General features: G+C 70.8%; 20 protein-coding genes. 11 read left to right on the plus strand and 9 right to left on the minus strand.

Going from position 1 to position 21,803, the window contains the following annotated elements:
• The first annotated feature begins 129 nt into the window (after positions 1–129).
• Complete coding sequence (locus tag QE401_RS19630; RefSeq protein WP_307139784.1) at positions 130–1,488, plus strand: hypothetical protein; 1,359 nt, start codon at positions 130–132, stop codon at positions 1,486–1,488.
• Positions 1,489–1,620: 132 nt separating this feature from the next.
• On the opposite strand, the gene QE401_RS19635 is transcribed toward QE401_RS19630, so the two are convergent.
• On the minus strand, positions 1,621–2,610 hold the full coding sequence (locus QE401_RS19635) for a threonine ammonia-lyase (protein WP_307139785.1): 990 nt from the start codon (positions 2,608–2,610) through the stop codon (positions 1,621–1,623).
• Positions 2,607–3,740 carry an NAD(P)/FAD-dependent oxidoreductase gene (locus QE401_RS19640; protein WP_307139786.1) on the minus strand — a complete coding sequence of 378 codons (1,134 nt, stop codon included), beginning with the start codon at positions 3,738–3,740 and terminating at the stop codon, positions 2,607–2,609. The genes QE401_RS19635 and QE401_RS19640 overlap by 4 nt, the downstream gene beginning before the upstream one ends.
• Before the next feature lie 159 nt (positions 3,741–3,899).
• Here QE401_RS19640 and QE401_RS19645 point away from each other — a divergent pair, with 159 nt between their 5' ends.
• From QE401_RS19645 to mdoH, 7 genes are all read left to right on the plus strand, one after another.
• Positions 3,900–5,255, plus strand: a complete 1,356-nt coding sequence (locus tag QE401_RS19645) for an ABC transporter substrate-binding protein (RefSeq protein WP_307139787.1) — start codon at positions 3,900–3,902, stop codon at positions 5,253–5,255.
• Positions 5,256–5,345: 90 nt separating this feature from the next.
• The gene (locus tag QE401_RS19650) at positions 5,346–6,281 is read left to right on the plus strand and encodes a carbohydrate ABC transporter permease (RefSeq protein WP_307139788.1); all 936 of its coding nucleotides are present in this window, start codon (positions 5,346–5,348) and stop codon (positions 6,279–6,281) included.
• Positions 6,281–7,180, plus strand: coding sequence for a carbohydrate ABC transporter permease (locus tag QE401_RS19655; RefSeq protein WP_307139789.1), 900 nt, complete (start codon positions 6,281–6,283; stop codon positions 7,178–7,180). The genes QE401_RS19650 and QE401_RS19655 overlap by 1 nt, the downstream gene beginning before the upstream one ends.
• 15 nt (positions 7,181–7,195) lie before the next feature.
• Positions 7,196–8,296, plus strand: coding sequence for an ABC transporter ATP-binding protein (locus tag QE401_RS19660; RefSeq protein WP_307139790.1), 1,101 nt, complete (start codon positions 7,196–7,198; stop codon positions 8,294–8,296).
• A complete protein-coding gene (locus QE401_RS19665) occupies positions 8,293–9,048 on the plus strand; it encodes an SDR family oxidoreductase (protein WP_307139791.1) in 756 nt (251 codons plus the stop codon). The genes QE401_RS19660 and QE401_RS19665 overlap by 4 nt, the downstream gene beginning before the upstream one ends.
• Before the next feature lie 106 nt (positions 9,049–9,154).
• Positions 9,155–10,234, plus strand: coding sequence for a malate/lactate/ureidoglycolate dehydrogenase (locus QE401_RS19670; RefSeq protein ID WP_307139792.1), 1,080 nt, complete (start codon positions 9,155–9,157; stop codon positions 10,232–10,234).
• A gap of 120 nt (positions 10,235–10,354) precedes the next feature.
• The gene (gene mdoH / locus QE401_RS19675) at positions 10,355–12,109 is read left to right on the plus strand and encodes a glucans biosynthesis glucosyltransferase MdoH (protein WP_307139793.1); all 1,755 of its coding nucleotides are present in this window, start codon (positions 10,355–10,357) and stop codon (positions 12,107–12,109) included.
• Here the strand turns inward: mdoH and QE401_RS19680 are convergent.
• Genes QE401_RS19680 through QE401_RS19690 form a run of 3 tightly spaced genes read right to left on the minus strand, consistent with a single transcriptional unit; the run spans position 12,067 to position 13,632 of the window.
• The gene (locus QE401_RS19680) at positions 12,067–12,567 is read right to left on the minus strand and encodes a GNAT family N-acetyltransferase (RefSeq protein ID WP_307139794.1); all 501 of its coding nucleotides are present in this window, start codon (positions 12,565–12,567) and stop codon (positions 12,067–12,069) included. The two genes, mdoH and QE401_RS19680, sit on opposite strands and share 43 nt — an antisense overlap.
• A 31-nt stretch (positions 12,568–12,598) precedes the next feature.
• Positions 12,599–12,901: an AzlD family protein gene (locus tag QE401_RS19685; RefSeq protein ID WP_307139795.1), complete on the minus strand. Its 303-nt coding sequence runs from the start codon at positions 12,899–12,901 to the stop codon at positions 12,599–12,601.
• Complete coding sequence (locus QE401_RS19690; RefSeq protein WP_307139796.1) at positions 12,898–13,632, minus strand: AzlC family ABC transporter permease; 735 nt, start codon at positions 13,630–13,632, stop codon at positions 12,898–12,900. The genes QE401_RS19685 and QE401_RS19690 overlap by 4 nt, the downstream gene beginning before the upstream one ends.
• A 74-nt stretch (positions 13,633–13,706) precedes the next feature.
• Here QE401_RS19690 and QE401_RS19695 point away from each other — a divergent pair, with 74 nt between their 5' ends.
• Positions 13,707–14,354: a CGNR zinc finger domain-containing protein gene (locus QE401_RS19695; protein WP_307139797.1), complete on the plus strand. Its 648-nt coding sequence runs from the start codon at positions 13,707–13,709 to the stop codon at positions 14,352–14,354.
• A 192-nt stretch (positions 14,355–14,546) separates the two neighbouring features.
• On the opposite strand, the gene QE401_RS19700 is transcribed toward QE401_RS19695, so the two are convergent.
• From QE401_RS19700 to QE401_RS19710, 3 genes are all read right to left on the minus strand, one after another.
• Positions 14,547–16,937, minus strand: a complete 2,391-nt coding sequence (locus QE401_RS19700; RefSeq protein WP_307139798.1) for a helicase-related protein — start codon at positions 16,935–16,937, stop codon at positions 14,547–14,549.
• 246 nt (positions 16,938–17,183) lie between these two features.
• A complete protein-coding gene (locus QE401_RS19705) occupies positions 17,184–17,921 on the minus strand; it encodes an SDR family NAD(P)-dependent oxidoreductase (protein ID WP_307139799.1) in 738 nt (245 codons plus the stop codon).
• Between the two features lie 71 nt (positions 17,922–17,992).
• Positions 17,993–18,484: a MarR family winged helix-turn-helix transcriptional regulator gene (locus QE401_RS19710; RefSeq protein WP_307139800.1), complete on the minus strand. Its 492-nt coding sequence runs from the start codon at positions 18,482–18,484 to the stop codon at positions 17,993–17,995.
• Between the two features lie 162 nt (positions 18,485–18,646).
• Here QE401_RS19710 and QE401_RS19715 point away from each other — a divergent pair, with 162 nt between their 5' ends.
• Positions 18,647–19,525, plus strand: a complete 879-nt coding sequence (locus tag QE401_RS19715; protein WP_307139801.1) for a DMT family transporter — start codon at positions 18,647–18,649, stop codon at positions 19,523–19,525.
• A gap of 12 nt (positions 19,526–19,537) precedes the next feature.
• Here the strand turns inward: QE401_RS19715 and QE401_RS19720 are convergent, their stop codons facing one another.
• Positions 19,538–20,758 (minus strand): serine hydrolase domain-containing protein, encoded by a 1,221-nt coding sequence (locus QE401_RS19720; RefSeq protein WP_307139802.1) that lies wholly within the window; start codon positions 20,756–20,758, stop codon positions 19,538–19,540.
• Positions 20,759–20,959: 201 nt separating this feature from the next.
• On the opposite strand from QE401_RS19720, the gene QE401_RS19725 reads away from it, so the two are divergent.
• Entirely contained in the window at positions 20,960–21,799 is an 840-nt protein-coding gene (locus QE401_RS19725; RefSeq protein ID WP_307139803.1) for a CoA-binding protein, read from the plus strand.
• The last annotated feature ends 4 nt before the right edge of the window (positions 21,800–21,803 follow it).

Genomic DNA, 21,803 nt, shown 5'->3' on the forward strand with positions numbered 1-21,803 from the left:
GGTGCTGGTTGCCGCCGGATGGTGGTGAGCTCGATTAAGGTGGCGCAAGCCACCGTGTCGCGTGCCACCCACATTTAATTGGGTGAGTCCTGCGCTGGAGTCGGTTCTCCTTTTGAGGAGCAACCGCCTATGAAGCCCGCCAAAATTATTTTGAAATTCGAAGTCCTCGCTGACCAAGTCCATGGTCCGGTGAAGCGCTTGATCGGATTCGTCTCGGCCAGAAGTATGCTTGGACTATTTGACGCTGCCGATTTGGATGCAAATCCGCGTTCCGCCAAAGCCGGCTCAGTCACCCAGGCAATCATGCAGAGCATTCAGGCCGATGCGGATGTCTTTCCGTTCAAAACGAAGGGTATCCTTATCGGATGTGCCAAGCACGAGATCCTGCAGCGGCACCGTGTTGAACTACGTTTTGGTGAGCCTCATCTCGAGGGCGTCCTCGATGGTGGGCATAACATGCTGGCCATTGGAACCTACATCCTTCAAACAGCACTCGGAGACGAGAAGGTCGTCAAGCGTATAAAGCTCTGGGATGATTTCAAGAAAATTTGGGCCGAGAACCGCGCTGCGATCGAGGAAATCCGTAATGATTTGGCCTTTCTGGTCCCCGTCGAAGTGCTTGTTCCGGCGGGAGATAGTGAGGACATTCTGATAGATTTCCGATCTCATCTCTTTGATATTTGCTCGGCCCGCAATAATAATGCCGAGCTTTCTTTGGAAACGAAGGCTAATCAGAAAGGATTTTACGAAGAGATCAAGAAAGCCTTGCCCAAGGCCATAGCTGATCGCATCGAGTGGAAGTCCAATGAGGCCGGTGGTGACGTAAAGGTTCGCGATATCATCGCGCTTAGCTGGATTCCGCTGCGTCTGGTCCAACTCCCAAAGCATGTGCGCGTGCCGGTTCCGCAGAACATCTATCGGAACAAGGGCGAATGCGCGAAGCTCTTCGACGATCTGATGAGCGATGCGGGAGTGTCTAAGGCGGTTAACGGCGCCATGCATGAGTTGATCGATCCGGCGATCAAAAGCGCGATCGCCATTCTCGGCGACCTGCCGGGCCTCTACGACAAGATTTATGCCGAATTCCCAGCTGCCTACAATAAAGTCGGAGACTTCGGCCGAATGAGTGTTGTCCGAATCTACGACGTAAATCGCAAGACTGACGGGAACCGGAAGTATCTCCGCTCCCAGCCCGAGACACATTTTACCGAGAAGCCGGTTAAGTACAGTTACCCTGACGGGTTCATCATCCCGCTCGTCTACGGATTGAGTGCTTTGATGGATGTCAGGGAAGGTAAGGTGGTGTGGAAAACGGATCCGAAGGCCTTTCTCGACAAAAATTTTGCCGACATTGCCCGAGCTTATCGCATTGTCCTGGAGATGGCGAAGTTCGATCCACAGAAGATTGGTAAGGGGGAGTCCTCTTACGACTTTGCATTCGGTGAATTCGAGAAGGCTTTGCTGAAACAGCAGGCGGCTGCGGCCTGACATTGTCAGAGGGGCGGCGCCTAGAACGGGTGCCGCCCTCATCGCTGTCTGAATGTGTATTTAATCAGGAAGGCGCTTATAATTCCCAGACACGCTGCGCCAGCGGATCGTCTAGGGGGCGCCCCGCCGGATTCAGGCGGAGAGCGCCCGGGCGAACACCGCCGGGTCGACATTGCCGCCGCTCAGCACGATGCCGGTGGTCTTCCCCTGCGCGGGCAGCTTGCCGGCCAGCAGCGCCGCCAGCGCCACCGCGCCGCCCGGCTCCACCACCAGCTTCAGCGCCTCGAAGGCGAAGCGCATGGCGCGGAACACCTCCTCCGGCGTCACCACGGCGGCGCCCTTCAGCCGGGGCTGGTTGACGGCGAAGGTCAGCGCGCCGGGGCGCATCGACAGCAGCGCGTCGCACAGCCCCGCCCCCTTGCCGTCATTGGCCAGCCGCTCCCCGGCGGCGAGCGAGCGGGCGGTGTCGTCCCAGCCCTCCGGCTCCACCGCCCAGACCGCGGTGGCGGGGGAGGCGCCCTCGACCGCGAGGGCGCAGCCGGCGATCAGCCCGCCGCCGCCGGTGCAGACCGCCAGCGTGTCGAGGGCGAGGCCGGCCTCGGCCGCATCCTCGATCAGCTCCAGCGCCAGCGTGCCCTGGCCGGCCACCACATCGGGGTGGTCGAAGGGCGGGATGATGCTGGCGCCGCGCTCGGCGGCCAGCCTGTCCGCCAGCACTTCCCGGTCGGTGGTGGCGCGGTCGAAGAAGGTGATCTCGGGGCCCCAGCGGCGGGTGCTCTCGACCTTGATGGAGGGCGCGTCCTGCGGCATGGCGATCAGCGCCCGCACCCCCTCGGCCGCGGCGGCGCAGGCCACCGCCTGGCCGTGATTGCCCGAGGAATGGGTGACGACGCCGGCCGCGCGCTGCGCCGCATCCAGCTTCAGCACCGCGTTGGTGGCGCCGCGGAACTTGAAGCTGCCGGTGCGCTGCAGCGGCTCGGGCTTCACCAGCACGGTGCCGCCGGCCAGCTCGTCCAGCAGCGGATGGCGCAGCATCGGCGTGCGGACGACACGGCCGCGCAGCCGCTCCGCCGCCTCGCGGACATCCTGGTGGCTGGGCAGGCGGGGCGGGATGGCGTTCATGCGGGCACCTCTGAAGGCTGGGCGGGCTGGAAGCGGAGCGGGTCGAGCAGCGGCAGGATGGCGGCCAGCGCGCCCGGATCCTCGCCATTGACCAGGGCGGCCAGCAGCCGCCCCTGCGCCGGCGCGGTCTGGATGCCGTAGCCACCCTGCCCGATCATGTGGAAGAAGCCGGCCTCCTCGGCCGCGCCGATCGCCATGGAGCGGTCCGGCAGGAAGCTGCGCAGCCCGGCCCAGCTATGCTCGACCCGGCGCACCTGGATGTCGAGCGCGGTCGTCAGCCGGTCCACCGCGATGGCGATGTCGAGCTCGTCCGGCTGCGCGTCGCCGGGCGGATCCGGCGTCTCGTCGGCGGGGGAGAGCATCAGCCTGCCGCGCGCCTCGGGCCTGGCGTACCAGAGGGCGCCGACATCGCCGGTGAGCGGCCAGGCGGCCACATCCCAGGGCGCCGGGTCGATGATCAGCGCGGTGCGCCGCATCGGCTGCAGGCCGAGCGGGCGCAGCCCGGCGGCGCGCGCCACCTCGTCGCCCCAGGCGCCGGCGGCATTCACCAGGATGGGCGCCACATGCACGGCGCCGCCCATGGTCTCGGCATGCCACAGCCCGTTCTGCTTCCAGATGCGTCCCGCCCGGTGGCGCAGCGCCAGCGCGCCGCCCTGCCGCCGCAGCACCCGCAAAAAACCCTGGTGCAGCGCGGCGACATCGATCTCCATCACCCCCGGCTCATGCGCCGCCGCCACGGCATAGCCGGGGCGCAGCGCCGGGACCATCGCCTGCGCCTCGGCGAGGGTGAGCGGGCGGAACTCGTCGCCCTGCTCCAGCAGATCCTGCAGCGCCGGCAGCTGGTCCTCCGGCGCCAGATGCAGCGCGCCGCGCGGCTGCAGCAGCGGCACCTCGGTGAAGCCCTCGGGCGGCGCGGCCAGGAAGCCGCGCGCCGCGCGGGTCAGCGCCCGGATGTCGGGATTGCCCCAGTTCGGCTCCCACAGCGCGGCGGAGCGGCCGGTGCTGTGGTAGCCGGCGCTGTCCTCCGCCTCCAGCAGCGCGACGCGGCGCGTCGCGGACAGATGCGCGGCGGCGGTGGCGCCCGCCATGCCGGCGCCGATCACCAGCGCCTCGAAGCTCTCGGTCTGCATGGGGGCGCATCCTGGGCGCGCGATGAAATCGCGGCAAGAGCGCCAGGCGATACGATGAATGATTGCGCTGCCCGCGCGCCAGTGCCTAACCTCACCAGCGCAACGAGTGGCCGCAAAGGCCCGGCGGCATCAAGCCGTCCGTGCGGAGGAGGTTACGGAATGGAAGGCAACGGGTTCTCCCGGCGCACGCTGCTGCGCGCCAGCGCGGTGGGCGCTGCCGCCAGCGCGCTCCCCCTGGTGAATGTGCATGGCCAGACATCCGGCGGCAGGCTGGCGCTCGGCCTGTGGGATCACTGGGTTCCCGCCGGCAATGACGCGATGCGCAAGATCGTCACCGAATGGGGGCAGCGCAACCGCGTCGAGATCCAGCTCGACTTCATCACCTCGGTCGGCAACAAGAACCTGCTGACCATCGCCGCCGAATCCCAGGCCAAGCAGGGCCATGACATGCTCTCCTTCCCGACCTGGGAGGTGCATGCGCAATCGGCCCTGCTGGAGCCGATGGACGATGTGATGGGGCGGCTGTCCGAGAAATACGGCGCGCTGAACCCGATCACCGAATACCTCGCCAAGATCGAGGGCCGGTGGCGCGCCGTGCCGGCCATCTCCGGCAGCCAGAACAAGCCGGCGCTCGGCCGCATCGACCTGCTGAAGCAGCATGCCGGGATCGACATCCAGGAGATGTTCCCGGCCAATGCCAATCCCGGCAGCCGCGCCGCGGACTGGAACTGGGACACCTTCCTGCGCGCCGCCGAGGCCTGCCACAAGGCGGGCGTGCCCTTCGGCCTGCCGGCCGGCCAGTTCACCGACGCCACCGACTGGATCGGCAGCCTGTTCCGCTCCTTCGGCGCCGAGCTGGTGAACAGCAAGGGCGACATCACCGCGAAGAGCGACGGCGTGCGGCGGGTGCTGGAATACAGCCAGAAGCTGTTCGCCTTCCTGCCGAACGACGTCTTCTCCTGGGACGACGCCTCGAACAACCGCGCGCTGATCTCCGGCCGCTCGGCGCTGATCTTCAACCCGCCCTCCGCCTGGGCGGTGGCCAAGCGCGACGCGCCGCAGGTGGCCGAGCATTGCTGGTCCTTCCCGGCGCCGGCCGGCGCGCAGGGGCGCTTCACCCCCTATCTGCCGTATTTCTGGGGCGTCTGGAGCTTCAGCCGCAACAAGGGCGCGGCCAAGGCGCTGGTCGAGTTCCTGAGCGAGCGCGACCAGGCCGCGGCGATGGTCGCCGCCAGCAATGGCTACGACATCCCGCCCTTCACCAGCATGACCAATTTCGACACCTGGGAGAAGGAAGGCCCGCCCACCGGCGTGGTGTTCAACTACCCGGTCAAGCCGCACCACAATGCGCAGCAATTCATCGCCTGCTACCCGGCGCCGCCGGAGATCGCGGTGCAGATGTACAACCAGGGCATCCAGGCCAAGATGATCGCCCGCGTGGTGCAGAACAAGGAATCGATCGACCGCACCATCGCCTGGGCCGAGCGCGAGCTGGAAGGCTTCAAGCGCGGCTGAGCCGCCGCCGCCCGAGAGGCGCCGCATCCGGGGCGCGCCGGGGGAGACCCCGGCGCGCCCCGCCCGCCACCGCCGAACCAGGAGAATGGCATGGCCGAAGCCACGCTCTCCGCAGCCCCCGCCGCGCATCCTGCCGCGCCGCGCAGCGCGCTGCAGAAACTCGCCCGGCGCAACTCCACCATCGCCTTCCTGCTGACGCTGCCGCTGCTGCTGCTGATCCTGGGGCTGGTGGTCTATCCCTTCCTCTACGCCATCTACCTCTCGACGCTGAACCGGCGCATGACGCGCTTCATCGGCTGGGAGAACTTCACCTTCCTGCTGTCGCGCGAGACCTTCTGGAACGTGGTGTTCCAGTCGGTGCTGTTCGCCGTCTCGGCGGTGCTGCTGAAGGCGCTGATCGGCTTCATCCTGGCGCATGTGCTGCACGCGCTGCCGGCCAAGGGCCAGCGCAAATGGCGCGGCATGCTGCTGGTGCCCTGGGTGATCCCGCCGGCGATCTCGACGCTCGCCTGGTGGTGGCTGTTCGACCCCTCCTACTCCGCCTTCAACTGGGCGCTGGCGGGGATCGGCGTGGACCCGGTGCCCTGGCTCGGCGCCACCGGCTGGGCGCGCTTCTCGGTCATCCTGGTCAATGTCTGGTACGGCTCGCCCTTCTTCATGATCATGTACCTGGCGGCGCTGAAATCGGTGCCCGACCAGCTCTATGAGGCGGCGGCGATCGATGGCGCCACGGGCTGGCAGAAGCTGCGCTACGTCACCTTCCCGATGATGCGCAACATCATCTCCATCACCGTGCTGTTCAGCCTGATCGTCACCTTCGCGAATTTCGACATCGTCCGCATCCTGACCAATGGCGGGCCGCAGGACACCACGCATGTCTTCGCGACCTATGCCTTCCAGGTCGGCATCCAGTCGGGCGACATCCCGCTCGGCGCCTCGGTCAGCCTGTTCATGTTCCCGCTGCTGGCGATCTTCGCGATCTTCACGCTGCGCGGTGTCAACAAGCGCTCGAAGGAGATGGCGTGATGAGCAGCAGCACCGCCGCCCCCACCGGCTTCGCGCCGGAGAACAGCCGCCATGGCAGCCTGAAGCGCGAGCGGCGCTGGGCGATGATCGGCGCCTATGTGGCGCTGGCCGTCTTTGTCGTCTTCTTCATGACGCCGCCCTTCCACATGCTGGTGACCAGCCTGAAGAGCTCGGCCGAGATCGCCGACCTGTCCGGCAATCCCTGGTTCGTCGTGGCGCCCACGCTGCAGAACTACTGGGAGCTGCTGACCCAGGGCAACTACCTGATCCATTTCCGCAACTCGGTGATCGTCACCACCTGCACCGTGCTGATCAGCATGGTGATCTCGACGCTGGCCGCCTTCGCGCTGGCGCGCATGAAGTTCTGGGGCAGCGGCACGCTGGCGACCGGTGTCTTCCTCACCTATCTGGTGCCGGAGACCCTCCTGTTCATCCCGATGTTCCAGATCATCGGCAGCCTCGGCCTGTACAACAATCTCTGGGCCATGGTGCTGATCTTCCCGACGCTGACCGTGCCCTTCTGCACCTGGATCATGATCGGCTACTTCGCCTCGATCCCGAAGGAGCTGGACGAGGCCGCGCTGATCGACGGCGCGGGCCATCTGCAGATGCTGTGGAAGATCTTCATCCCCGTGGCGCTGCCGGGCATCCTGGCGGCGATGATCTTCGCCTTCACCGTGTCCTGGGCGGCCTTCATCTATCCGATCGCCTTCCTCGTCAGCTCGGACCAGATGGTGCTGACCGTCGGCATCGTCTCCGACCTGATCCGGGCGGACACCTTCCAGTGGGGCAAGATCATGGCCGGCGCGCTGATGGCCGCCTTGCCGCCGCTGCTCGTCTATGCGTTCCTCATGGATTACTACATCGCGGGCCTGACGGCCGGCGCGACCAAGGGCTGAGGGAGAAACACGAGAATGGCGCAGGTAACACTCCGCAAGGTCGTGAAAGCCTATGAAGGCGGCGTGCAGGCGGTGAAGGGCATCGATCTCGACATCGCCGACCATGAATTCGTCGTCCTGGTCGGCCCCTCGGGCTGCGGCAAGTCGACCACGCTGCGCATGATCGCGGGGCTGGAGGAGATCTCGGATGGCGAGATCGCCATCGGCGGCCGCGTCGTCAATGACGTGCCGCCGCGCGACCGCGACATCGCCATGGTGTTCCAGAACTACGCGCTCTATCCGCATATGACGGTGTTCGACAACATGGCCTTCGGGCTGATGCTACGGAAATTCCCGAAGGAGGAGATCAAGCGCCGCGTCGACAACGCCGCCCGCATCCTCGACATCACGCCGCTGCTGGCGCGCAAGCCCAAGGCGCTGTCGGGCGGCCAGCGGCAGCGCGTCGCCATGGGCCGCGCCATCGTGCGCGACCCCAAGGTTTTTCTCTTCGATGAGCCGCTGTCCAACCTCGACGCGAAACTCCGCGTGCAGATGCGCACCGAGATCAAGAAGGTGCACCAGACGGTCAAGACCACCACCATCTACGTCACCCATGACCAGGTGGAGGCGATGACGCTGGCCGACCGCGTGGTGGTGATGAATGGCGGCATCATCGAGCAGGTCGGCCCGCCGCAGGAGCTCTACCACAACCCGAAGACGCGCTTCGTCGCCGGCTTCATCGGCAGCCCGGCGATGAACTTCATCCCCGGGCGCCTGGAGAATGGCGCCGGCGCGCTGCGCGTGCATCTGCCGGGCGACATCGTGCTGCCGGTGCCGGCCGAGCGCACCGCGCGCTACACGCCGCTGGCCGGGCGCGAGATCCTGTTCGGCATCCGGCCCGAGCATCTGACGGAGGCCAAGAATCTCGACCGCCCGCATTTCGCCCCGATGACCGCGACACCCGAGGTCACCGAGCCCATGGGCATGGAGACGCTGGTGCATTTCAAGATGGCGGGGGCCGAGATCTGCGGCCGCGTCGACCCGCTGGCGCCGGCGCAGCCCGGCCAGCCTTTGCCCATGGCGGTGGATATGAGCAACATGCACATCCTCGACCCGCAATCCGGGCGCGTCCTGTGAGCGGCGGCATCGCCTGGGTCACCGGGGCCGGCTCCGGCATCGGGCGGGCCTGCGCGGTGGCGCTGGCCAAGGCCGGCTGGCGCGTCGCGCTGACCGGCCGCCGCGCCGCGCCGCTGGAGGAGACGGCGTCGCTGCTGCCCAAGGGCGCCGCGCTGGCGGTGCCCGCCGACCTCACCGACGAGGCGGCGGTCAGGCAAGCGCTGGCGCGGGTGGAGGCGGAGCTCGGCCCGGTCGGGCTGCTGGTGAACAATGCCGGCAGCAATGTGCCGCGGCGCCATTGGCACCAGCTCTCGGGCGGCGATGCCCGGGCGCTGGTCGATGTCAACCTGACCGCGCCCTTCCTGACCAGCCTGGCCGTGCTGCCGGGCATGAAGGGGCGCGGCGGCGGGCTGATCGTGCAGATCGCCTCGGTGGCGGGCAAGGGCAGCTCCGCCGTCTCCGGCCCTGGCTACATCGCGGCGAAGAGCGGCTATGTGGCGCTCTCCGCCTCGCTGAACGCCGAGAACGGCATCCACAACATCCGCTCCACCTGCATCTGCCCGGGCGAGGTGGCGACGCCCATCCTCGACCTCCGCCCCGAGCCGCCGCCGCCCGAAGAGCGGGCGCGCATGCTGCAACCGGAGGATATCGCCCAGGCGGTGCTGTTCGTGGCCAATCTGCCGGACCGCGTCTGCATCAACGAGATCGTCGTCTCGCCAACCTGGAACCGCTTCCAGGCGCCGGCCGCCCAGGCCGTCGCGGCGATGGCCTGAGCCGCAATCCCGTGATCCCGGCGCCGCAAAAATCGCGGCGCCGCGCCCTTTTGGCCCCGGCCGCTCTGGTCCATGCTGTCCGGACAAGGACAACAGGAAACGAACCATGACGCCCGTGCTGATTCCCGCCGCGAAACTGGAAACCCTGGTGCGCGACATCTTCGTCGCCTCGGGCGGCTCGGCGGAGGAATCGGCGCTGATCGCGCATCACCTGCTCGGCGCCAACCTCGCCGGGCATGACAGCCATGGCGTGGTGCGCGTGCCGCGCTATGTCGAATGGCTGCAGGCCGGCTTCGTCTTCCTCGGCCGGCAGCCGCGCATCGTCATGGATGGCGGCGCCTTCGCCCTGATGGATGCCGATTTCGGCTTCGGCCACAGCGTGGCGGCCGAGGCGGTGCGACTCGGCATCACCCGCGCGCAGCAGCATGGCGCGGCGGTGGTGGCGCTGCGCAATGCCGGCCATATCGGCCGCATCGGCCATTATGCCGAGATGGCGCTGGCCGAGGGGCTGATCTCCATCCACCTGGTCAATGTCGCGGGCTCCACCCTGGTGGCGCCCTTCGGCGGGGTGGAGCGGCGCTTCTCCACCGCCCCCATCGCCATTGGCGCGCCGCTGGAAGGCCGGCCGGTGGTGCTGGATTTCGCCACCTCCCTGGTGGCGGAGGGCAAGGTGCTGGTCGCCTCCAATGGCGGCAAGAAGCTGCCGGCGGATGCGCTGATCGGCCCCGATGGCCAGCTCTCCGGCGACCCGCACATGCTCTATGGCGACTACCCGCAGATCGGCCCGCGCAACCCGGCGGGCGGGCCGGGCGCCATCCGCGCCTTTGGCGAGCACAAGGGCTCGGGCCTGGCCCTGATGTGCGAGCTGCTGGCCGGCGCCTTCACCGGCGGCGGCTGCTCCGGCCCGGTCGAGGGGCGCGGGCGCATCGCCAATGGCATGCTCTCGATCTATCTCTCGCCGGCGCATTTCGGCACCAATGCCGAGTTCCAGGCGATGGGCCGCGAATATGTCGACTGGGTGGCCAGCAGCCGCCCGGCCGACCCGGCCCAGCCCGTGCTGCTGCCGGGCGAGCCGGAGGCGCGCACCCGCGCCGAGCGCCTGGCCCAGGGCGTGCCGCTGCAGCCCGACACCTGGACCGGCATCTGCCGCACCGCCGAATCGCTCGGCCTCGCCATCCCGGCCTGAGGCGCTTGGCCTGAGGCACCCGCAGCGTGGTGCGGCGCCTTGCGCAAGCCGGGCGCCGCCTCATCTGAGCGCGGCGGGATTGCCCGCAATCCCGCCATCTTCCTCGGGTTCCCTGTCCTGGTGAGCGACCCTCTCCCGACCCAGCCCCGCCCCCAGCGCGCCGGACGCCCAGGCCTCCGCCGCGCGGCCTTCCTCCTTCTCTGCCTGGGCCTGGCGCTGGGCCTCGCGGCACTCGCCCTGCCGGTGCTGGCGCCGGGCGGCTGGACCCTCTGGGAAGCGGTGATCCTGGCCGCCTGGATCGGGCTGCTGCCCTGGGTCGCGCTCTGCGCCGGCAATGCGCTGCTGGGGCTGGGGCTGCGGCTGTTCTCGCGCGATCCGGTGGCGGCGGTGGTGCCGGGCTGGCAACCCGCCCCGTCCGCGCCGCCCGCATCCCGCACCGCCCTCGCCCTCTGCCTGCGCAACGAGGCGATGGAGGCGGTGCTGCCGCCGCTCGCCCGCCTGCTGGACGGGCTGGAACAGGCCGGCGCCGGGGCGCGCTTCACCCTCTGGCTGCTCTCCGACACCCAGGATCCGGATTCCGTGGCGCGGGAGGAGGCGGCGATCGAGGCCTTCGCCGCCGCCCGCGCCGGCCGGCCCATCGCGCTGCGCTATCGCCGCCGCGCGCAGAACACCGGCTTCAAGGCCGGCAATGTCATGGAATTCCTCGACGGCGCCGGGCGGGACTATGATTTCTTCCTGTGCCTCGACGCCGATTCGGAGATGTCGGCGCGGGCCGTGCTGCGCCTCGTCGCCACCATGGAGGCGGAGCCGCGGCTGGCCATCCTGCAGCAGCTGATCGCCGGCCGCCCGGCGGAGAGCGGCTTCACCCGGCTGTTCCAGTTCGGCATGCGCGCCGGCATGCGCATCTGGGCCACCGGCCAGGCCTGGTGGCAGGGCGATGAGGGACCGTACTGGGGCCATAACGCGCTGATCCGCGTCGCCGCCTTCCGCGACCATGCGCGGCTGGAGGCGCTGCCGGATGGCCGCGCCATCCTCAGCCATGACCAGATCGAGGCGGTGCGGCTGCACGCCGCCGGCTGGGCGGTGCGCTGCGTGCCGGAGGAGGAGGGCAGCGCCGAGGGCAACCCGCCCACCTTGCCGGATTTCCTGCTGCGCGACCGCCGCTGGGGCGCCGGCAACATGCAGTACTTCTCCCTGTTGCGCCTGAAGGGGCTGACGCGGCTGGGGCGCTGGCAGCTGATCCAGGCGATCCTGCTGTTTCTTTCAGCCCCGCTCTGGCTGCTGCTGCTGGCCGCCGCCGTGATGAATGCCGCAACGGGTGGCGGGGCGGTGACGCCCCATGCCGCGCTGGCGGCGCTGCTGCTGACCGGCTGGGCGGCGCTGCATGCGCCGAAGCTGCTGGGCTATGCCGAGCTGCTGCTGCGCGGCAGCCTTGCCGCGCCCTATGGCGGGCGGCTCGCCGTGCTGCGCGGCGCGGCGGCGGAGCTGGCCTTCACCACCCTGCTCGACCCCATCAGCCTGGTCAGCAAGAGCCTGTTCCTGGGCGGGCTGGCGCTTGGCCGCCGCATCGGCTGGGCGCCGCAGCGGCGGGAGGCGCATGGCGTCGCCTGGCGCGATGCCGCGCGGCTGCTCTGGCCGCAGACCCTGCTGGGGGCGGCGGGGATGGCGGCTCTGCTCTCGGCCGGCGGCACGGCCTGGGTCTGGGGGCTGCCGGTGCTGGCGCCGCTGCTGCTGGCGGTGCCCTTCTGCGTCGTCACCGCCCATCCCGGCTTCGGTGCCGGGCTGCGCGAGGCGGGGCTGGCCCGCGTGCCGGAGGAGGCGCCGCCGCCGCCTCAGCCGCCGGTCAGCGGCAGGCGCATCAGCGTCTCGTCGTAATAGCGCTCGCCGATCTTCAGCGCCCGTGGCTCGGTGGCCCAGGCGCGGAAGCCGTGCGATTCGTAGAGCCGCCGCGCCCGGTCATTGCCGGCGACGACGGAGAGGCGGATCTCCTCCACCCTGCCTTCGGCATGGTCGATCACCGCCCGCAGCAGCGCCCTGGCCAGGCCGGTGCCGCGCGAATCGGGGCGCAGATAGACACTCCAGAGCAGCGCCTTGTGCCGGGTCTTGGCGGCACTCGGCAGCGCCAGCGCCATCAGCCCGGCGGGCTCGGCGCCCTCGGCCAGCCAGCCGGCGAAGACGGCGCTGCCGCGCAGCCGTTCCGCCCACCAGCTCTCGGGCTGCGCCGCCTCATCCTCATGGCTGGCGCCGAAGGCCTCCGGATGGGCCCGCAGCGCCTCCAGCCGCAGGCGGCGGAACAGGGCGGCATCCTCAGGGGTCAGCAGGCGGATGATCATGCCGCCTGCTTAGCCCGGCGGCGCCGCGCCGTCACATCAGCGGGCGCAGCAGGGCCACGGCGGCGACGCCGGTGAGGGCCGCCAGCAGATCATTGCCGCGCCAGGCCATCACCAGCACCACCAGCGCCAGGCCGACGCTTTCCGGCACCCGCCCCTGCAGCACCACCGGGGCGGCGATGCCCAGCATGACACCGAAGGGCAAGGCGCGCAGCGCCGCCTCCAGCCGCGGCGTCACCGGGACATAGCGCATCAGGAAGAAGCCGCCGGCGCGGCAGAGGAAGGAGGCCGCGCCCATCAGCAGCAGCGCCTGCAGGAAGCCGGGGGCCAGGCTCATGGCACGGCCGGGGGCGTGGCCGGGGCCGGGCTCGGCCGGTGCAGCGCGGCGCCGGCTATGCAGGCGGCGAGCGCGGTCGCGACGATCAGCCAGCCGCCAGGCAGCAGCCCGTGCAGCAGGGCGGCGGCCAGCGCCGCGGCGGCGATCGGCGCCAGATCGGCGCGCGAACGCCACAGCCCGACCAGCAGCGCGGCGGAGAAGGCCACCAGCATGAAATCCATGCCGAAGCGCGCCGGGTCGCCCAGCAGCCCGCCGGCCAGCCGCCCGGCCAGGGTGCCGCCCACCCAGGGCAGGAACATCGCCACGCCCGAGCCGAACAGGAAGCCGGCATCCTCCCGCCCCTCGGCGCGCTCGGCCATGGCCAGCGCCCAATTGCCGTCGCCCAGGAAGAACAGCGTGCCATAGGCGGTGCCGGGCGGCAGCCCCTCCAGCCAGGGCCGCAGCGAGGCGCCATAGAGCAGGTAGCGGGCGTTCATCAGCAGGATGGCGGCAAACAGCGGCAGCAGCCCGGCATTGTCGCGCCAGACCTGCAGCGCCGCCATCTGCGCCGAGCCGGAATAGACCAGCGCGCTGGTCAGGGTGGCGGCCAGGGCGGAAAGCTGCGCCTCGCTGGCCAGGATGCCGAACACCACGCCGTAGAGCAGCACCCCGGGCGCCAGCGCCTGGGCCCGGACGAAGCCGTGCCGGACGCCGGCGAGGGTGAAGGGAGGGCCAGGCCGGCGGGGCCGCATGCTTTGCCTCTTTCTAACCGTCTCTGCGGTTATTATGATCGGCAGCGAAACGCTTCTGTCAACCGGAGATCCGCATGGCGCGCCTGCCCACCGACCCGCCGGCCGATCCGCGTTCCTTCGCCACCCATCCGCCCAAGCCGCTGGGCGGGGCGCTGTGCCTGGATTTCGTCAACACCCTGGCCTGGCGCGGCGATGCGGCGCGCAGCAGCGAAAGGCTGCACGCTTATGCCGAGCTGGTGCATTGGGCGGCCGCCTTGCGGCTGCTGGAGCCGGTGGATGCGGCGGCGCTGCTGGATGCGGCGGCGTCGCGCCCGGCCCAGGCCGAGGCGGCGCGGCTGCTGGCGCTGCGGCTGCGCGCCGAGCTGAGCGGCGCCTTCGACTCGGCGCGGCCGGAAGGCGCGCTGCCGGAGGCCGAGGCGCTGCTGCGGCAGATGGCGCGGATCGGGCGCCTGGTGCGGCCGGGGGCGGGGCTGGAGGCGGTGTGGCGCCCGGTGGGCGCGCCGCCCGATCTGCGGCTGCCGCTGCTGCCGGTGGCGGTCTCGGCGCTGGCGCTGGTGGTGTCGGAGCGGCAGGTGCAGATCCGGCGCTGCGCCGATGCGCAATGCGGCTGGGTGTTCCTGGATGAATCGCGCAACCGGACGCGGCTGTGGTGCTCGATGGAGGATTGCGGCAACCGCGCCAAGGCGCGGGCGCATTACGCGCGGCGCCGCGCGGCGGGGTGAGGCGGCGGCGCGCGCCACCCCGCCCCACGATCCGGCTGTTGCCCCGCAGCGTCCCGCTCCTCCACCGGACGGCGGCAGCCCGAAAAAATCAAGCGGCGGGGTGAGGCGGCGGCGCGCGCCACCCCTCCCCACGATCCGGCTGTTGCCCCGCAGCGTCCCGCTTCCCCACCGGACGGCGGCAGCCCGAAAGAATCAAGCGGCGCGGCGGGCGCGGCGCTGCTGGCGGAGGACGTCCTCGATCCAGCTGTCGAGGCGTTCGGTCTCGGCCTCGGCCTCGTCGCGGTCGAGATAGGCGGCGGGGAAGCGCAGGGCCAGCCAGCGCCAGGCGACCAGGCGCTTGTGCACCTTCTCGGCGCGCTGCAGCTCCTCGCCGGTGGCGCGCTCGGGGGCGGGCAGGCGGCCGGCCAGCGGCGGGGCGACGGGGCGGCCGCCGCCATGGTCCACCGCCCAGCGCGCCAGGCGGGTGATGCCGTTGTCGCGCTCATCCACCGGGCACATGGCGTAGGTCCAGCGATCGGCCAGCGACAGGCCGGCCACACCGTCGATGGCCGAGGCGATGGCCAGCTGCTGCGTCAGATCGGCCAGGCGGTAGTTCGGGTCATCCTTGCGCAGCACGGCGCGCTTGATGCGGGCCAGCACGCCGAACAGGCTGTCGGTGCCGATCTCGGCGGCGACGGCGGCGATGATGTCGGCATCCGGCTGCACCTGCGGGCGCAGCTCCTCCGGCGGGGCGGGCGGCGCCTCCAGCATGGCCTGGACGAAGGACGGGTCGCCGCCGCCGGCCAGCACGGAAACGACGCCGCCCTCGTGATGGCCATAGCGGCCGGCGCGGCCGCCGATCTGCTTGACCTCCTGGCTGGTCAGCTCGCGCCGTTCCTCGCCATCGAATTTCCGCAGGGTGGAGAAGACGACACGGCGGATCGGCAGGTTCAGCCCCATGCCGATGGCGTCGGTGGCGACGATGATGTCGGCCTCGCCATTGCGGAAGCGCGCGGCCTCGGCGCGGCGCACCTCGGGGGAGAGGGCGCCATAGACGACGGCGACCTTGCGGCCGCGTGCCACCAGCGCCTCGCGCAGATCCATCACGTCGCGGCGGGAGAAGGCGACGAGCGCGTCGCCCTGCTTCAGCTCGCCCATCGGCACCGGCTTGGTGGAGGCGTGCAGCGGACCCTTGCGCTGCAGCGTGATCTCCTCGACCTCATCGCCGCAGAGCTGGGCGATGCGCTTGACCATGGGCACGCATTCCGGCGCGCCCAGCACGAAGACCTCGCGCGCCGGCACGCCCATCAGCGCGGCGGTCCAGGCGGCGCCGCGGTCGCGGTCATGCAGCAGCTGCGCCTCGTCGATGATGGCGACATCGACGGGGCTGTGGAACGGGCACATCTCCACGGTCGCGGCCAGATGCTTGCTGCCGGGGGCGAGGATGCGCTCCTCGCCGGTCGACAGCGCGGCCTCGACGCCGCGGCTGGCCAGCGCCTCGCGGAATTCATGCGCCAGCAGGCGCAGGGGCGCGAGGGCCAGGCCGCTCTCGGCCTGCGCCAGGCGGTCCAGCGCGGTGTGGCTCTTGCCGCTGTTGGTCGGGCCGGTGACGATGATGAAGCGCCGCACCAGGGCGCGGGCGGTGGCGAAATGCGCGGCGTAGCGGTCCAGCGCCGCGGCGCGCGCCACGGCGGCGTTGGCGGCCTTGCCGCCGCGCCCGGCCAGGGCCTCGGCGCGGTCCAGGCGCTGCGGGCGCTCGGGGCGGTGGGCGGGCGCATGGCCATCCCGCTCGCGCTCGGCGCGGGGGGAGGGGCTGCGCTCTGCGGCGCGCCATTCGGGCAGGAAGCGGCGAAGGGCGGTGATCTCGGCCGGGTCGAACTGCCAGATCTCGCGCCCGCCGCGGCCGGGGATGCGGCGCGCCACGGGCAGCAGCCCGGCGCCGGCCCAGCGCAGCGCCTCGCGCTCCGAGCAGCGCAGCAGGCCGGGCACGCCCTCGAGCCCGACCAGGCTCTTCTCCCAGGCGCGCAGCCGGGTGACTTCCTCGCGCCGCTTTTCGCGCGCGGCCTTCTCGGCGGCGCGCAGATCCTGGCGGCGGCGCTCCTCGACATGGGCGGCGGCGCGGGCGAAGCGGGCGGTCTCGGCCTCGTCCATGCCATGGGCGCGGGCGACGGCCAGCGCCAGGGCGGCGTGGCGCTCGGCGGAGAGCGGGGTGCCGGAGACGTCGATGATCTCCGCCTCGATCGCTTCCAGCGCGGCGCCGGGGCGCGGCGCGGCGTGGCGCAGGCGGGCGGTGATGGCGGCGTCCAGGGCGCGGCGCAGCGCGGCCTCGCCGGCCTCGGGGTCGGTCAGGCTGGCGGCGGCGGCCTCGGCCTCGGCGCGGCGGACCCAGAGCTCGCCGGCGCGGCTGGCCATGGCCATGGCGGCGGAGGCCCAGGCCTTGCGGCGGACCTGGCAGAGGGCGTCGGCCACGGCGTCGCGGTCGGCGGGCAGGCGGCGGGCGACCAGGCGGGTCAGCTGCGGCATCTCGCGCGGTTCGACCCGCAGGCCCGAGGCCAGGATGGCCGCTTCCGCCGGATGGGCGGGGGGCAGGGAGTCGTCACGCATTCGTCCGCGTCTTCCTTCCAGGACAGGCTTGGGAGAGGCTGCCCATAGCGGAAAACGCCCCCCCGGCGCCAATGTTGCGGTGCCGGGGCAGGCATGTGCCGTGCCAGAGAGAGGCTTAAGGGTTCTTTTTTGAAAAAAAGAACCAAAAAACTTCTGTCAGCTGGCGTCCCGCCTATGGCCCGAGGCGGGACGCCAACTGACAAAGTCTTTTTGCTTCTTTTTCTTCAGAAAAAGAAGGCTTTCTTCCTACACATGCTGCCCGCCATTGATGTGCACCTCGGCGCCATTGATGTAGGAGCTGGCCTCGGTGCACAGATAGAAGATCGTCTCGGCCACCTCACGCGGCTCGCCCAGGCGGCCGAGCGGCACATTGGCTTCCACCAGCTCGTCGGTGCCGGGGGAGAGGATGGCGGTGCGGATCTCGCCCGGGGCGATGGCGTTGGCGCGGATGCCGAGCGGGCCGAATTCATGGGCGAATTCCCGCGTCAGCGCCGCCAGCCCGGCCTTGGACGCCGCATAGGCCACGCCGGCGAAGGGATGCACGCGCGAACCGGCGATCGAGGTGACATTGACGATGGCGCCCTTCGCCGCCTCCAGCTCCGGCAGCAGGGCGCGGGCCAGCAGGGCGGTGGAGACCAGGTTGACGTTCAGCACCCGCGTCCAGGTCTCGGCATCGCTGACCCGGATGCCGAGGCGCGAGCCCTTCGGCCCCTTCGGCGAGATGCCGGCATTGTTGACCAGCGCATGCAGCTTGGCGCCGGGCAGGCGGCGGCGCACCTCGGCGGCGAGCGGCTCGATGCCGTCCAGCTCGGCCAGGTCGGCCTGGATGTGGTCCTCCTTGCCGCCGGGCCAGGGGCAGGCATCCGAGAAAGGCTGGCGGGAGACGGTGAGGATACGCCAGCCCCGCTCGCCGAACAGCTTCACCGTGGCGTGGCCGATGCCGCGGCTGGCGCCGGTCAGCAGGAGGACGCGGGTCTCGGGCATCGGGGGGTGATCCATCTCGGCAGCGGGGCGGGGATGATGGGCGTGGCCCCGCAGCGCCGCAAGGGGCGGGGTCAGGGCTGGAACAGCCGCTCCAGCAGGGCGCGCAGCTGCGCCTGCTCGGGCTCGGAGAGGGGGGCGAGCAGCCGCGCCTCGGTCGCCACATGCGAGGCGACGACGCGGTCGGCCAGCGCCAGCCCCTCCTGCGTCAGGGCGATGCGGAAGGAGCGGCGATCCTCCGGGTCGGAGTGGCGGCGGATCAGCCCGCGCTGCTCCAGCCGGTCCAGCCGGTTGGTCATGGCGGAGGTGGAGAGCAGCATCTCCCGCGCCAGCTCGGTGGGGGAGAGGGAGCGGCCGGCGCCCTGGCGGCGCAGCGTCATCAGCACGTCGAAGGCGGGGGAATCCAGGCCATAAGGGGCGAGGTTGGCGGCTACGCCGCGGCGCAGCTGCTCGGCCGCGCGCCAGATCGCCCCGCACACCGCCATGGGGGCGGGGTCGAGATCCGGGCGCTCCCGCCGCCATTGCGCCAGCAGCGTGTCGAGCGGCAGGGGCGGGGGCTCAGCCATGGCCATACCACCCCTCGGCGAAGGTCAGGTATTCCCATGCAGGATAATTCGACGTAGGACTATGCCGCATGGAACCATCCTAGGCGACGCCCCGGCGGCGGCGCCAGGGTGAACCGCTTCAGACCAGAGCCCGCGCCTGGCGCCGGCACGGAAGGAACAACCATGTCCCGGCCCGGGAACCCCGCGCCCGCCCGCCCCGGCGCGCGCGCCGCCATCCTGCTGGCGCTGCTGGCGCCCTGCTTCTGGGGCTCGACCTATATCGTCTTCACCCAGACCCTGCCGGTGGAGCACCCGCTGCTGGTGGCGGCGCTGCGCGCCCTGCCGGCCGGCCTGCTGCTGATGCTGCTGGGCGCCGGCCTGCCGCCGCGCGAGAAGCTGGGCCGGCTGCTGCTGCTGGGGCTGGCCAATATCGGCCTGTTCTTCGCGCTGCTGTTCTTCAGCGCGGCGCGGCTGCCGGGGGGCGTGGCGGCGACGCTCAGCTCCAGCCAGCCGCTGGTGGTGGCCTTCCTGGCCTGGCCGCTGCTGGGCCGGGCGCCGCGCGCGGGCCAGGTGCTGGCGGCGCTGGCCGGGCTGAGCGGTGTTGCCATGCTGGTGCTGGATTCGCGGGCGCAGCTGGACCTGGCCGGGGCGGTGGCGGCGCTGCTGGCGACCTGCTGCATGGCCATGGGCACGGTGCTGATCGAGCGCTGGGGCAGGCTCGGCACGCCGCTGCAGCTGGCCGCCTGGCAGCTGGCGCTGGGTGGCGCGGTGCTGCTGCCCTTCGCCCTGCTGGTGGAGGGCGTGCCGCCCGCGCCCGATGCGCGCAACCTGTTGGGCTTCGCCTATCTGGTGCTGCCCGGCACGGCGCTGGCCTATTGGCTCTGGGTGCGCGGCATCGCCGCCGCCGGGGCGCGGCTGTCCTTCTTCGGCCTGCTCAGCCCGGTGGTGGCGACGCTGCTGGGTGCCACGCTACTCGGCGAATGGCTGGCGCCGGTACAGATGCTGGGCATCGTGCTGGTGCTGGGCTCCACCTTCGCCGGCATGCTGCTCTCCCGCCGCTGAGGCGCTCTTCCGTCAGTCGATGACCGCCTGGTAGGTCAGCACCCGCAGCTCCCGCCGGATCGGATAGGTGGAGGAGGGGGTGAGCTGGGTGAACAGGATCACCGCCATCTCCTCCGCCGGGTCGATCCAGAAGGCGGTGGAGGCGGCGCCGCCCCAGGCATATTCCCCCGGCGTGCCAAGGATCTGCGCCCGCGCCGGGTCGAGGGTCACGGAGAAGCCCAGGCCGAAGCCGATGCCCTCGGCGGTGGATTCCGACCAGCGCGCCTGGCCCATCGCCGCCATGTCGCCGCGCAGATGGTTCGAGGTCATCAGCTCCACCGTCTTGCGGCCGAGCAGCCGGGTGCCGTCCAGCACCCCCTTGTTCAGCATCAGCTGGCAGAAGCGCCAGTAGTCGCCGAGGGTCGAGACCAGCCCGCCGCCGCCGGAGGCGATCGCGGGCGGGCGGGCGAAGCGGCCGGTGGCGGGGTCGTCCACCAGTGTCAGCCCGCCCTCGGCCGAGGGGATGTAGTTGGCGGCGAAGCGCGGCAGTTTTTCCGCCGGCACGTGGAAATCCGTGTCCACCATGCCGAGCGGCGCCAGGATGCGCTGGCGCATGAAATCGCCGAATTCCTGGCCGGAGACCACGGCCACCAGATGCCCCAGCACATCGGTGGAGATGCTGTAGTTCCAGGCCGCCCCGGGCTGGGCGATCAGCGGCAGCCGGGCGGCGCGGCCCACCACCTCCGCCAGGCTGGCCTCGGCGGTCTGGAAATCGACGCCCTGCTCGCGATAGGCGGCATCCACCAGATTGGCCTGCATGAAGCCATAGGTGAGGCCCGAAGTGTGGGTCATCAGCTCGCGGATGGTGATGTCGCGCTGCGCCGGCACCGTGTCGATCCGCCCGCGCGCGCCGCCCGCCATCACCCGCATGTCGCGGAACTCCGGCAGGAAGCGGGTGATCGGGTCGTCCAGCTGGAAGCGCCCCTCCTCATACAGCATCAGCGCCGCCAGGCTGGTGAGCGGCTTGGTCATCGAATAGATGCGCACCATCGTGTCGGGCGCCATGGCCGTGCCGCGCTCGCGATCCGCCTGGCCAGCGCAATGCAGCAGGCCGATGCGGCCGCGCCGCGCCACCAGCACGCTCACCCCCGGCAATTTCCCCGAATCGGCCCAGCGATCCGCCCAGTCGGCGACGCGGCGCAGACGCTGCGGGCAGAGGCCCAGCGCGGCGGGATCGGTGGTTTCGAGATTCATGGCGGCTCTCCTCGGCGGCGCGGCGGGATGCTGACGCCGGCGGCGCCGCGCGTCGAGGGGAAGCGGGTCTCCGCAGAATGAAATGCCATTCTGCATATTGAATGGCCGTCCGGCTGGGTCTAGCCTCCCCGCCAAGGCCGCCAACAAGGCCGATCGGGACGGAACTGGGCGGTGCGCCGCCCCCGGGAAGGAATGCCGCCATTGCCTGACACGCCCTTGCCCCCAGCCGCCGCCCTGCCGATGGGCAGCCTTTCGGCGCTGCTGGCGCCGCGCTCGGTGGCGGTGATCGGCGCCTCGGGGGATGCCACGCGCATCGGCGGGCGGCCGATCGCCTATATGCAGTCGCTCGGCTATCAGGGCCGCATCCTGCCGGTGAACCCGAAGCACGGCATGGTGCAGGGGCTGCCGGCCTATCCCAGCGTGGCCGAACTGCCCGAGGTGCCGGAGGCCGCGATCATCGCCGTGCCCGCCGCCGCCGCCGGGCCCGCCCTGCAGCAGCTGGCCGAGCGCGGCGTGAAGGCCGCCATCATGTTCAGCGCCGGCTTCGCCGAGATGGGCGAGGCGGGCGAGGCCGAGCAGGACCGCATGGTCGCCGCCGCCCGCGCCCATGGCATGCGGCTGCTGGGGCCCAACTGTCTGGGCCTGTTCAACGCCCGCACCGGTTTCTACGGCACCTTCACCAGCAGCCTGGAGCGCGGCACGCCGAAGCCCGGGCCGATCGGCATCGCCAGCCAGTCCGGCGCCTATGGCATGCACCTGTTTGGCCTGGCGCGCGACCATGGGCTGGGCCTGTCCTGCGTCGTCACCACCGGCAATGAGGCCGACCTCAATGTCGGCCACATGATCGGCTGGATGGCGCAGGACCCGGACACCGAGGTGATCGCCGCCTATGCCGAGGGCATCCGCGACGCGGAGAGCTTCCTGGCGGCGCTGGAGCTGGCCCGGCGCAACCGCAAGCCGGTGGTGATGATGAAGGTCGGCCGCAGCGCGGTGGGCAGCGCCGCCGCGCGCTCGCACACCGCCTCCCATCGCCGGGGATGACGCG

Source organism: Pseudoroseomonas cervicalis (assembly GCF_030818485.1).
Classification (GTDB): domain Bacteria; phylum Pseudomonadota; class Alphaproteobacteria; order Acetobacterales; family Acetobacteraceae; genus Pseudoroseomonas; species Pseudoroseomonas cervicalis_A.